This window comes from Nocardia sp. NBC_01377 (assembly GCF_045040005.1).
Lineage (GTDB): Bacteria > Actinomycetota > Actinomycetes > Mycobacteriales > Mycobacteriaceae > Nocardia > Nocardia noduli.
In genome coordinates this window covers 108,013-120,590 of sequence record NZ_CP109566.1, presented here as the reverse complement: position 1 = coordinate 120,590, position 12,578 = coordinate 108,013, and the positions used below count along the sequence as shown (strand labels likewise).

Annotated in this window: 11 protein-coding genes; 4 read left to right on the top strand and 7 right to left on the bottom strand. The window is 69.0% G+C overall.

Annotation, left to right across the window (positions count from 1 at the left end; genetic code table 11):
• Nucleotide 1 precedes the first annotated feature (1 nt).
• From OG225_RS00530 to OG225_RS00520, 3 genes are all read right to left on the bottom strand, one after another.
• Nucleotides 2-691, bottom strand: a complete 690-nt coding sequence (locus OG225_RS00530) for a hypothetical protein (protein ID WP_405179944.1) — start codon at nt 689-691, stop codon at nt 2-4.
• Nucleotides 692-769: 78 nt separating this feature from the next.
• On the bottom strand, nt 770-1,990 hold the full coding sequence (locus OG225_RS00525; RefSeq protein WP_405179943.1) for a M14 family zinc carboxypeptidase: 1,221 nt from the start codon (nt 1,988-1,990) through the stop codon (nt 770-772).
• Between the two features lie 69 nt (nt 1,991-2,059).
• The gene (locus tag OG225_RS00520; protein ID WP_405183140.1) at nt 2,060-2,716 is read right to left on the bottom strand and encodes a GAP family protein; all 657 of its coding nucleotides are present in this window, start codon (nt 2,714-2,716) and stop codon (nt 2,060-2,062) included.
• A gap of 476 nt (nt 2,717-3,192) precedes the next feature.
• Between OG225_RS00520 and OG225_RS00515 the strand changes: the two genes are divergently transcribed.
• Nucleotides 3,193-3,564: a hypothetical protein gene (locus tag OG225_RS00515; protein ID WP_405179942.1), complete on the top strand. Its 372-nt coding sequence runs from the start codon at nt 3,193-3,195 to the stop codon at nt 3,562-3,564.
• Between the two features lie 4 nt (nt 3,565-3,568).
• Here OG225_RS00515 and OG225_RS00510 read toward each other — a convergent pair whose 3' ends face one another.
• Entirely contained in the window at nt 3,569-4,585 is a 1,017-nt protein-coding gene (locus tag OG225_RS00510; protein ID WP_405179941.1) for an AraC family transcriptional regulator, read from the bottom strand.
• 153 nt (nt 4,586-4,738) lie between these two features.
• Between OG225_RS00510 and OG225_RS00505 the strand changes: the two genes are divergently transcribed.
• Together OG225_RS00505 and OG225_RS00500 are read left to right on the top strand one after the other, a co-directional pair.
• A complete protein-coding gene (locus OG225_RS00505) occupies nt 4,739-6,355 on the top strand; it encodes a GMC family oxidoreductase (RefSeq protein ID WP_405179940.1) in 1,617 nt (538 codons plus the stop codon).
• A gap of 1 nt (nt 6,356) precedes the next feature.
• On the top strand, nt 6,357-7,889 hold the full coding sequence (locus tag OG225_RS00500) for an aldehyde dehydrogenase family protein (protein ID WP_405179939.1): 1,533 nt from the start codon (nt 6,357-6,359) through the stop codon (nt 7,887-7,889).
• Nucleotides 7,890-7,895: 6 nt separating this feature from the next.
• On the opposite strand, the gene OG225_RS00495 is transcribed toward OG225_RS00500, so the two are convergent.
• The gene (locus OG225_RS00495; protein WP_405179938.1) at nt 7,896-9,077 is read right to left on the bottom strand and encodes a TetR/AcrR family transcriptional regulator; all 1,182 of its coding nucleotides are present in this window, start codon (nt 9,075-9,077) and stop codon (nt 7,896-7,898) included.
• A 370-nt stretch (nt 9,078-9,447) separates the two neighbouring features.
• Here OG225_RS00495 and OG225_RS00490 point away from each other — a divergent pair, with 370 nt between their 5' ends.
• Nucleotides 9,448-10,992 carry an acyl-CoA synthetase gene (locus tag OG225_RS00490; protein WP_405179937.1) on the top strand — a complete coding sequence of 515 codons (1,545 nt, stop codon included), beginning with the start codon at nt 9,448-9,450 and terminating at the stop codon, nt 10,990-10,992.
• Between the two features lie 12 nt (nt 10,993-11,004).
• Here OG225_RS00490 and OG225_RS00485 read toward each other — a convergent pair whose 3' ends face one another.
• Both OG225_RS00485 and OG225_RS00480 read right to left on the bottom strand, forming a co-directional pair.
• Nucleotides 11,005-11,517, bottom strand: a complete 513-nt coding sequence (locus tag OG225_RS00485) for a nucleoside deaminase (protein ID WP_405179936.1) — start codon at nt 11,515-11,517, stop codon at nt 11,005-11,007.
• Between the two features lie 162 nt (nt 11,518-11,679).
• Nucleotides 11,680-12,495 carry a DUF72 domain-containing protein gene (locus tag OG225_RS00480; protein ID WP_405179935.1) on the bottom strand — a complete coding sequence of 272 codons (816 nt, stop codon included), beginning with the start codon at nt 12,493-12,495 and terminating at the stop codon, nt 11,680-11,682.
• Between the last annotated feature and the right edge of the window lie 83 nt (nt 12,496-12,578).

Below are 12,578 nucleotides of genomic sequence, written 5' to 3'. Positions count from 1 at the left end.
GTCAGAACCGGCGGTGACGACTGGTCGGCACCACGTCGAGGTCGCGGGCGGCGCCGAAGGTCGCGACGCTGGCCATCATGCGCGCGACGCGCTCGGTCAGTTCGGCCGTGTCGCCGCCGGTGCCGTAGAACGCGTGCGGATCGGCGAGGGCGTCGATCGGGAACTGTTCCTCGACGATGGCCGCCACCTCGCCGACCCCAGCGCCGCCCCCGTCGTCGGGCGTCACGCGTTCGATGACCCGGTTCTGCACGTATCCGACGGTGGCCTGGGTCTCGATGGCGACCCGGGTGTGGCGGACCTGCCAGCATTCCAGCCATTCGTCGTAGTGCTGATCGGCGGGACGGCGCAGGAAGGCGATATTGGCCAGACCCGGTGTCCGCTCCCCCGGCTCGGTCGCCGGGGGTTCGAGGGGAACGCGTTCCTCGACCAGCCAGCCCTCGCACCGATCCGCCGACGCGCGGACGGCCGCGATCATCGCGTCCCGGTCACCGTCGTCGGGCAGCAGGAGGCAGACGACGGCGTCGATCGGACGGTCGAAGGTGCTCAGGCGCAACATCGCCGACGCCACCGCCGCGTCGGCGACATTCACCTGGAGTCCGCGCGCGCCCGCCGCGCGACAGGCCTCGGTCAGGGCCGGGCCCAGCGGGTCGCGGGCGCCCCAGAGTGCGAAGACGAACTTTGCCGAAGCCACGGGACCACCCTCGTTCTGTAACACGTTTCAGTCTGCTCGCGCAGCGTAGGACGCGCGACGACGACGGGTCAACGGCCGCTACCCGACGTAGGGGGCACGTGCCGCGCGGGCGGCCTCGACGAAGGTCGGCAGCAACGTCGGCCAGAACAGCGAATCCACGCAGGAGTACTCCGGCAGGAATCCGTGACAGGGTTCGTCACCGCGCGGGCCGACCTCCACCACCAGCGCCGCGACACCGAGCGCGGCGTAGGCCTGGTCCGAACTGGTGCCGGAGACCTCGTAGCCGACCGTCTCCGCCGAGGTGCCGCCCCGGTAGCCGGACGGTGCGAGGCGTTGGGTCAGCCGTCGCAATTGCCGGGCGTCCTCGGGGGCGGTCGCCGTCGGGATCAGCAGGTAGTCGCCGAACGCGTGCAGGTCGATGACCAGACCGGAGGCGGAATCGGGAACCTCGACCTCGGCCGAGCCCGCCCGCTGGTCGGCGAAGATCCGCGACATCAGGCCCTCGAGCGCCGCGGTCTCCGGTTCGGAGGCCGGAGCGGGGCCGCGATAGTTCTCGTCGCAGGGATCCGCGCCCGAGCCCGGCTCGCCCCAGCGCGCGGTGAAATTCCGCTCCAGGTCGACGCCCTGGCGGTAGTAGCGGACCTCGCCGGTGTCGTCGCGGCACGAATCCGGCGCGAAATCGACATTCTTGCGCTGGTATCTCGGATCGTCCCCGCCCGAGGACACCACGTCGACGCCGTCCGGATTGGCCGCCGGCACCACCCAGATCTCGTGGTGATCCAGGATCTCGGTCGCCACCGGATCGATGCCGTAACCGTCGGCCAGGTAATCGATCCAGCGCCAGGCCAATTCGCCGGTCACGATCTCCCTGGCGTGGATCTGGGCGATCAGCAGGAATCTCGGTTTCCGGCTCGTTGTCGACATCTCGCAGCCCGCCGGCCGGAAGACCCCGAGGCCGGTTTTCGCCACCGCCGCGACCGCATCGGTGACGCCCGGTTCGACACCGGTGAGGCAGATCGCGCGCAACCGATGACCGCCGCGCCCCTGGCTCGCCGACCAGGATTCGCCGATGTCGTGCACCGCGGCGATGCCGGGATAGGCGGCGCCGACGGCGTCGACGTGACGCAGCATGTCGGTGGCGGTCCGGTAGCCGCCGTAATAGGTCGGCCCGTATGTCGCGCAACCGGTGCCCGCGCACATCAGCGGCCGGATCGGTTCCCTGGCCGCCGCGCTGCCCGAGGCTGTCGCGACCAGCATCAAGGCCGAGACCACGGCGATTACCGCCCGCGGCAGCGTCATCGCCGACCTCCCTCGTGTGAACATCATGTTACCCGGCCGCGAGAAGGGCTGGGGCTGTTCACAATCCGCTCACAATCCGCGCAGCCCCTTGCCGATCACCACCGCCCCCATGACCAGCAGCAATGTCGCCATCACCGCGTGATTGTTGGCGAGTAGCCAATTCTTGAGCGAAGCGAGAGCGCCGCTCATCCGGTCGGCGGCCACCAGGTAGCCGAGGACGGGAACCAGGACCGAGATAGCGGCGATCGCCGTGAACACGAGCAGCACGACCACCTCCTGCCCGCCGCCGAGGCCACCGGTGCCGATGGCGATTCCCGCGGAGACGCAGAGCAGCAGATTCTTGGGGTTCACCGCGGCCAGCGCCACACCGAGGGCGGCGGCTCTCGGGATCGTCAGCTGATCGATGGCCTGCATCCACTTGGGCACCGAGGTGTCCGAGCGGGTCTGCCACTGCCGTCCGGCGAGCAGGACGAGCAGCGCCCCCAACACGATCTTGGTCGTCGACACCGCCGTCGACGATTCGGAATTCTCGGTATGGATCGATCCCGAGAGCAGCATCACGATGCCGGTGACCGCGACGATGCCGACAACCCAGCCGATGCCGAATCCGATACTGCTCGCGCCCGCGTTCCTGGACAGCAGCATCAGGATCGCGGCGATGATCGGGATCGGCGAGATAGCGACACCGATCGCCAGTGCTAGCACATCGCCGATCACATCGAGGATCATCGCCACTCCTTGGGCTTCGGCATCCGCGCCGTGCTGTCGGCACCGGACGCCGGGCCGACCGTGTCGCCACGGACTGGCATCGACGGTAGGGGCGCGGGTCGGGCACCGTCCTCACACGTTGCGGATGAGAGACAGCAGCCCGCGCGGTCGCCGGATGACGGCGGCACACGCGGCCGGTGAATTCGCGGCGTCGATCCGACCACCGCGAGGTTATCGCTGTCGGCCCGGCTGCGGGAACGCTATATTGTCGTCCCACGCCGAACCCGGCGTGCGACGACGACGCAGGTGTGTGGGTATCTGCGGGGAAGTTGCGATGGGCACGCGACCTCCCGCAGGCTTGCGGCGAACAGAGCTGGACGAGCGAGCGGATAGGTGAGACCGCAATGATCGCGGAGGCGCGGACGCCGGAGCAGTGGGCCCAAATGTACGTATCCTGCGGTCTACCCGGAACACATTCCACGACACCGGGTTTCGTGATCCTTCCGCTGAGCGACGAGGTCACCGCGGTGAATACGCCCGGCGAGATCGGCGACCGGGTGGTCGCGCTGATGCCCGAGCGTCACCTCTACGGACCAGTGCTGGCCCGGCCGAACCCGGCGCGCTACACCTTCCTCACCCACTACGACCGGGTCACCGAGCCCGAAGTGGTCGAAACGCTGCTGCGGTACGGCGTCGACACCGGCCCGTACCGGGCCAATGTCATCCTGCCGACCGGCCTCGGGCCCATCACCCGCGAAGAGCGGTACTGGCTGTGCTCGCCACGGCCCGACGAACCGCTGCCGCCGCTCACGTTGCTGCTCGAGGTGGTGGCGGCGTGCCTGGAAACGCCCGCCGCGCCGGAATGAACACTCACGCGCCCCCGGCGACCCGCTGCCCGCGACGGGCGCGCGGCGGCGCCCCCGTCCAGCGCCGGAACGCGTGGGTGAAGGCCGCCGTCTCCGCGTAGCCGAGGCGTTCGGAGATCTCGGCCACCGACAGATTCGTCTCGTCCAGCAGCTGTTCGGCGACGCCTCGGCGCACGTCGTCCAGGATCGCCCGATAGGAGGACCCCTCCTCGATGAGGCGACGGCGCAGCGTGCGCGGGGTCATGAACAGCGACGCGGCCACCTGGTCCCCGGTCGGGGGTCGCGCGGGATTGCCGAGCAGCAGATTGCGGACCTGCCCGGAGACGCCGGTGACGACCCGGCGTTCCAGCAGCGCGCGGCACTGCTGTTCGGCCATGGCCGCGGTATGCGGTTCGGCCAGCGGGAGCGGATCGTCGATGCGGGCGATATCGAAGGAGTAGGCGTAGCGGCCGGTGTCGTAACGCGGGGTGAGTCCGAGTGCGCGGCGGATGACCTCGCGGTGCCCCGCGTCGGGGGCCGGATAGGCCAGTTCCGCGCCGCGCGTGCGCGCGCTCGGGCCGACCAGTTCGCGATGCAGCGAACCGATGATGCCCAGATCGCGTTCGGCGACGAAACGGCGCACCGGCCCCGGCACGGATTCCGGATCGACGACCAGGGTCATCACCGAGCCCTCCTCGTGCGCGGTAATGGCGCAGTAGGAGAACGACAGGTCGAGGTAGCGCAGTCCGAGGGTGATCGCGTCGCGCAGGGTCCGGCTGCTGATCAGGGCGTATCCCCAGATGCCGTGGGTGGTGACGTGGTAGCGCACACCGGCTGCGATGCCGAGCCCCGGCCGGTCGCCGAGCGCTTCGACGAGGGCGGCGATCACCGCCGATTCCTGTCCCGACGACACGACCGGATCGACCTCGGCCAGCCGTGCCACGCTCAGTCCGGCCCGTTTCAGGCACACCTCGGCGGGCACACCGTGCTCGGCCGCGAAATCGACCAGCAGTCGCACACTCGGGGCCCTGCGGGTGGTCATCGACACGGTCGTGCGCTCCCTCCTGCCGACCCGAACTCGTGGCCTGATCTATCAAATTTCTGTCCGCTCCCATCCTGGGATCCCGCACCGCACGGTCGTACATTGAGTAGTAGGACGTGACGTAGGTCACGGCGAATCGAGGAGGAGGCGCGGGTGCCGGAACAGGATTCCTTCGACTATGTGATCGTGGGCGCCGGAAGCGCGGGCTGCGTGCTGGCCGATCGGCTGAGCGCGCGGGCGGAGGTATCGGTGCTGCTGCTCGAGGCGGGCGGCGAGGACGACGCCGACGAGATCCACATTCCCGCGGCGTTCTCCAGCCTGTTCAAGACCAAGTGGGACTGGAACTACCAGACCACCGAGCAGAAGCACATGGACGGCCGTAAGGCGTTCTGGCCGAGGATGAAGGCGCTCGGCGGCTGCTCGTCGATGAACGCCATGATCTACATCCGCGGCAACCGCGCCGACTACGACCGCTGGCGCGACGAGCACGGCGCGACCGGCTGGGGCTACGACGATGTCCTGCCCTACTTCCGTCGCTCGGAATCCAACACCCGTTTCGACGACGACTTCCACGGTGCGCGGGGCCCGCTCCACGTCGAGGACCGGCGCTACACCCACGAACTCACCGACGCCTGGGTGCAGGGCGCCGTCGCCTCCGGACTCAAGCCGAACGACGATTTCAACGGCGCGACGCAGGAGGGCGTGGGCCGGTACCAGGTCACCTGCAAGAACGGCCGACGCTGGTCCACCGCCGACGGATATCTGCGTCCCGCGCTCGACCGCCCGAATCTGACGGTGCGCACCCACAGCCTCGTGACGAAGGTGCTGCTGCGCGGCACCACGGCGACGGGTGTGAGCTACCGGCGCGACGGCGTCGAGCACACCGCCCACGCCGCACGCGAGGTCATCCTGTCCGGCGGCGCGATCAATTCGCCTCAGCTGCTGATGCTCTCGGGTATCGGACCGGCCGCGCACCTGCGCGAGTTCGGCATCGAGGTGGCCGCGGACCTGCCCGGCGTCGGCGAGAACCTGCACGACCATCCGGTGGTCCCGATGCTCTGGTACACCAAGGGCACCTCGGACCTGTCCGACTACGTCAATCCGGGACGTCTGGTGCAGTGGCAGGTGGCAGGCCGCGGGCCGCTGACCTCCAACGTCGGCGAGGGCGGCGGCTTCTTCACCTCCCGCGACGACCTCGCCGCGCCCGACATCCAGATCCATATCGCGCCGACCGGCTTCTACGACAACGGTTTCCGCGAGCCGATCGCGCCCATGTTCACCGCGGGGGTCACCCTGGTCGACGTCGCGAGCCGGGGCAGGCTGCGGTTGCGGTCGGCGGATCCGGCGTGGAAACCGGAGATGGATCCCGGCTACTTCTCCGATCCGATCGATATGCGCGCGACCATCGCGGGAGCGCGGCGCGTCATCGAGATCTCGCAGGCGAGCGCGATCGGCAAATACCTGGACCGGCCCTTCATGCCGAATCGGATCGCGGGCGTCACCGACGACGATCTGGCCGACCACATCCGCGCCACCGCCCAGACGCTCTACCACCCGGTCAGCACGTGCGCGATGGGCAGCGGCGAGCAGTCGGTGGTCGATACCGCGCTGCGGGTCAACGGTTTCGACGGGCTGCGCGTCGTGGACGCCTCGGTGATGCCCGCGATTCCCCGGGGCAACACCAACGCGCCCACCATCATGATCGCGGAGAAGGCCGCCGACCTGATCCTCGGCCGCACCGCCCTGTACCGACACCCCGAGGAGAAGTGACATGACCTCAGCACCCGAAACGTCAGCGCCCGCGACCTCGGCACCGGAAACCTCGGTGCCGACCACCGCGGTCGCCACCTTCGAATCCCTCGACCCGGCCACCGGCGACGTCGTCGGCACCTACCCGATCGATGACGCCGAGCGGGTGAACGCGACCGTCGCCGCCGCCGGGGACGCCGCGGACTGGTGGGCCGGGCTCGGCTTCGCCGAACGCGGAAAGCGACTGCGCGCCTGGGCCGGTGTCATCACCCGGCGCATCAATCAATTGGCCGACGTGGTGCACGCCGAGACGGGGAAACCGCATTCGGACGCGGCGCTGGAGGTCGCGCTGGTCCTCGACCACATCTCCTGGGCGGCCAAACACGCGCCGAAGGTGCTCGGCCGTAAGCGGGTATCGACCGGACTGGTGATGTCGGATCACTCGGCGTCGGTGGAATACCGGCCGATGGGTGTCATCGGCGTGATCGGACCGTGGAACTATCCGGTGTTCACCCCGCTCGGTTCCATCACCTACGCGCTCGCCGCGGGCAACGCGGTGGTCTTCAAACCGAGCGAGTACACCCCCGGCGTCGGCGCGTGGCTGGTCGACGCCTTCGCCCAAGTGGTTCCGGAAAAGCCGGTGCTGCAACTGATCACCGGATTCGGCGCGACCGGTGAGGCGCTGTGTCGTTCCGGGGTGGACAAGCTCGCGTTCACCGGGTCGCCCGCCACCGGCCGCAAGATCATGCACGCCTGCGCCGACACCCTCACCCCCGTGGTGATCGAGGGCGGCGGCAAGGACGCCCTGCTCGTGGACGCCGACGCCGATATCGCCAAGGCCGCCGACGCCGCGGTCTGGGGCGGATTGGCGAACGCCGGACAGACCTGCGTCGGTGTCGAGCGGGTCTACGTGCACGAGCGGGTCTACGACGAATTCCTCGACAAGGTCACGGAATTGGTGGAACCGCTGCGGGCGGGCTCGGACGCGGCCGCCAAGATCGGCCCGATGACCATGCCGAGCCAGCCCGATGTGGTGCGCCGCCATATCGCCGACGCGCTCCAACGCGGCGGACGCGCGATCATCGGCGGCCTCGGCGCGGTCGGCGACCGGTTCGTGCAGCCGACGGTCCTGGTCGACGTGCCAAGCGATTCGCTGGCCAATACCGACGAGACCTTCGGCCCCACCCTCACCATCGCCAGGGTCGCGAATATGGACGAGGCGGTGCGGTTGGCGAACGATTCCCGGTACGGACTCGGGGCGACCGTCTTCTCCAAGAAGCGCGGAAAGGAACTGGCCCGGCGCATCCGGTCCGGGATGACGGCGGTCAATTCCGTCATCGCCTTCGCCGCCATTCCCTCGCTGCCCTTCGGCGGTATCGGCGAATCCGGTTTCGGCCGCATCCACGGCCCGGACGGGCTGCGCGAATTCACCTACGCCAAGGCGGTCGCCAGCAGGCGGATGCCCGGTCTGATGAATCTGACCAGTTTCGCGCGCACCGCCGCCAACGACAAGAACCTCACCACCCTCGCCAACCTGCTGCACGGGCGGGGCTGAGCGGAACTACCGGAGTTCGAGCAACGCGGCGCTGACGACGTGCAGCGCCGTGTCGACACCGGCGCGGGTGCGCAGGCTGGGGATGAGCGCGATGTCGTTCATCGTGGTCTGCGCGGCCTGCACCCGGATGCGGGTGGTCAGCGGATCCCAGCCCGGGTGCACCTGGACCGCGAGGTGCACCCATTCATCGATGTAGGTGTACTGGGTGGATCGGGCGCGCTGGCGATCGGCGTCGGGCAGGTGCGCGGTCTCCGACACCAGCAGTTGGATCAGATCCGGGTTCTCCAGGACGAATCCGCTGTAGCTGTCGATCAGGCGGTGCAGTCCGTCGCGGGCGTCGGTGGCGCGGGCGAAGACCCGGTTCATCTCCATCCGCAGCCATTCGTCGCCCCGGTACATGACGGCGGCGAGGATGTCGGATTTCGCGGCGAAATGGTTGTACAGGCTGGGGCCCGCGATGCCGACGCTCGCGCCGATATCGTCCATGCTCACCCCCGCGAATCCGTGTCGGGCGAACAGCGCGGTGGCCTCGGCGAGGATCACCTCGCGCCGCGACTGGGTGGTCAGGCCCGCGGCGGGCGTCGCGTCCGACGCCGGGGCGGGCAGGGTGATCGGGGCGTCGACGACCCGGGTGACCAGATCCGCGAGGACGGCGGCGAATCCCGGTTCCGGCAGCGAAAGACTGTGGAAGGAGACGCTCGTGGCGGTCGCCAGCGCGCACCAGGGCAACAGCCCCGCCTCCGCGTCGCCGAGTCCGGGTCTGCGCAGGCGGATCAGCACGGTCAACCGTGCGCCGATGCGTTTGGTGACCTCGCGCAGTTCGGCCCGCTGCTCCGCGGGCAGATGGCGGGCCTCGCGCTGCCACAGCACGCCGACCCTGCGGTGTTCCAGCGACACCGCGGCCAGACGTTCGGCGACATCGTCGGGGGTGGCCTCGGCCAGCACCTGCTCCAGCGTGCGCATCGCGTCGTCGATGACGGTGACGAGCAGATCCTGTTTGCCGCGGAAATGCCGGTACAGCGCCGACGGCCCGATCGCCACCGCCTCGGCCACTTCACCCATCCCGACCTTGGCATAGCCCTTGCGGTAGAACAGGTCCTCGGCGGCGCGCACGATCAGCTGCCTTCTGTTCGCCGGGCGGGTCCCGCGTGCCGGGCCGCGTGTGGCCCGGCTGTCCGTGCTCACCATCTCCTCCTCCGATCCTCACCCGGCAGCGAGCGATCATTCCAGATGTCGACGTCGTGCCCACGGACGAGTGTCAGCGCGCCTCGGCCGGATCGCACCGATCCCCCTTCGCGCCCACCGCAGGAATCCGCACGGACAAGTTGGTCAACTACTACTATTCAATATTCACTTAAAAGTCGATGAGGTGTGGATTTCGGCACATCTGTGGCATATGTCGACTTCACCGCGCGAACAATGACGCGAGGTACGAACCAACAACGATCTAGTGACCGCTGTTACACTATGGACCGTTCACTTCAGCGGAGACGGCACGACCGGCTGTCGCCCGCGCTACGTCACACCGCGCTACGTCACGACACGAAGGAATTCGCCGATGTACCTCACCCAGGGCCTGCACCGCGCCGTGCAACAGAATCCGGACGGCATCATGACGATCTACGGCGAGCGGTCCACGACCTTCCGGCAGGCGGCCGATCGGGTGGCGCGGCTGGCGGGCGGATTGCGAGGGCTCGGCGTCCGGGAAGGTGACCGGGTCGCGATCCTGGCCCTGAACTCCGACCGCTACAGCGAATACCTGCTCGCCGTGCCGTGGGCCGACGCGGTGCTCAATCCGGCCAACATCCGGTGGAGTCCGGCCGAGATCATCTACAGCTTCCAGGATTCCGGCACCAGCGTGCTGTTCATCGATGACGCCTTCGCGCCGATGCTGCCCGCCATCCGCACCGCCCACGAGGGGCTGACCGCGGTGATCCACTGCGGCGACGGGCCGACGCCGGAAGGCACCCTGTCCTACGAGGCACTGGTGGCCGAATCCGAGCCGATCGAGGACGCGCGGCGCGGCGGCGACCGACTGGCCGGACTCTTCTATACCGGCGGCACCACCGGATTCCCCAAGGGCGTCATGCTCAGTCACGCGAACCTGTTCGCGTCGACCCTCGGTTCGATCGCCACCGGCTACCTGTTCGGCCCCGACGGCCGGTACCTGCACGCGGCACCCATGTTCCACCTCGCCGATCTCGCGGGCTGGATCGCGCAGACCGCGCTCGGCGGCACCCACGTGATGATCCCCGCCTTCGATCCGGTCGCCACCATGAAGGTGATCGCCGCCCACCGCATCACCGGTTCGCTGCTGGTGCCGGTGATGATCCAGATGCTGGTCGACCACCCCGAGATCACCGAACACGATCTGTCGAGCGTGGAACAGATCATGTACGGCGCGTCCCCGATCGCGCAGGCGGTGCTGGAACGCGCGATGAAGGTCTTCCCGAACGCCCGGTTCACCCAGGCCTACGGCATGACCGAACTGGCGCCGGTCGCGACGCTGCTCGGACCCGACGATCACCGCGACGGCCTGCTGCGCTCGGCCGGACGTTCGGCCCCGCACGCCGAGGTCCGCATCGTCGATCCCGAGGGCAACGAGGTCGCGCGCGGCGAGGTCGGCGAGATCGCGGTGCGCGGCGATCACGTCATGCTCGGCTACTGGAACCGGCCCGAGGAGACCGCGGCCGCGATCCGCGACGGCTGGATGCACACCGGCGACGGCGGCTACATGGACGAGCAGGGCTATGTCTTCGTGGTCGACCGGATCAAGGACATGATCGTCAGCGGCGGCGAGAACGTCTACTCCGCCGAGGTGGAGAACGCCGTGGCCGCGCATCCGAATGTCGCCGCGTGCGCGGTGATCGGCGTACCGGACCGGGAATGGGGCGAACGGGTGCACGCGGTGATCGTCTGCGTTCCCGGCACCACGGTGACCGTCGAGGAGATCCGCGAATACGCCAAGGGCCTCATCGCGGGATACAAGGCTCCGCGCACCATCGAACTGGCCGAGACACTGCCGGTGTCGGGTGCGGGCAAGATCCTCAAACGCGAACTGCGCAAACAGTATTGGGGTGACGCCGACCGTCAGGTGCACTGACCTCGCGACCGGTCAGGCCGAACGGCCCGCCGACCGCCGGTGCAGTTCGCGTAGGGTCTCGGCGAACTCCGGTACCGGACCGAGCACCGGAGTTCCCGGTGCGACAACGGTGATCGGCAGGGCGTGGAAGGCGGCCCGAGGGGCCGCCGTGTCCGCGACCCAGCCCGCGAGCTGTTCGGAGGAACCGGCGTAGACGATGCGTCCGAGACCGACCAGCGCGTGCGCGGTCGAACACATCGGGCAGTGTTCGCCGGAGGTGTAGACGGTGGCGGCGGCGCGCTCCGCCGCGCCGAGATGGTCACGCGCCCAGCGGGCCAGCTCGATCTCGGGGTGGCGCAGCGGATCGTTCGCGCTCACCACGCGATTGCGATCCTCGGCCAGCACGATGCCGTCGGCTGCGACGAGCACCGACCCGAACGGGTGATCGCCCGCGTCCACCGCCTCGGCCGCGAGTTCGACGCAACGGCGCAGATGCCGCAGATCGGACTCGGTGAGTTCGGTCGCCGTACCCCGTCCGGATTCCATCGCACCACTCCGTTCCCGGTCGCATTCGATGACGTGCCGACTGAACAGTTCGACAGTAGCCCGGTGGAATCCGGCCCGACCGTTCGACCGACTCGCGTCCTCGGGCCCGAGCCGGTCGCGGCCGCTTCCCCGCGCGGCGGGGTGCTGTCCGGCGGCGGTGGTTCAGAACAGCGTCATCGGCTCGGTCGGGATCGGTTCCGACAGCGGTTCGAGTTCGGGCAGCCGCTCGCGCACCGCGTCGTGAAAGCGGCGGGCCAGCGGCAGTGAACTCGCGTTGTCGGGGGTGTGCACGAAAACCGTGGGCGACCTGCCCTCGCGTAACCAGGTGGTCACGGCGTCGAGCCACGGTTCCCACCCCGCGACCGTGCGATCGGGGTCGTCGCGTCCGTGGTAGCGCACGATCGGGAATTCGGTGAGCGCGCGGATGCGGCGCGGCACCCTCGGCTTCTTCGACCACGCCTCCTGCTCGGCCGCGCTGCCGGGCAGTCCGTCGAAGAGAACGGTGGTGTCGAAGGTGACCCATTCCGCGTCGACCCGGCCCAGCACCCGCTCCAACTGTTCTGCGACGCGCTGGTCCTCGAAGAACGCCGGATGGCGCACCTCGACGGCCGTCCGGCACGACGACGGCAGGCGGCGCAGGAATCCGGCCAGCGCCCCGAGGTCGTTCGGGCCGAACGAGCCGGGCAGCTGTACCCACCACGCGTGCACCCTCGGACCCAGCGGCGCCATCGCGTCGAGGAACGCGCGCAGTTCGGCGTCGATCTCGACGAGTCTGCGTTCGTGGGTGATCGGCTTGGGCAGTTTCACCACGAAACGGAAATCCGGATCCGTCTGCGCCGCCCACGATTCCACGGTCCGCCGCGATGGCGTCGCGTAGAAGGTGGTGTTCCCCTCGACCGCGTTGCACGAACCCGCGTAGACGCGCAGCGCCTCCGCGGCGGGCAACTGCCCCTCCTGCCAGGCGGTATGGCGCCACATCGCGCATCCAACGTGAAGCCGCATACAGCGAAACTAGCGCACCGCGAATCCGCGCCTCTACCGGGCGATCATCGGCGCACGGG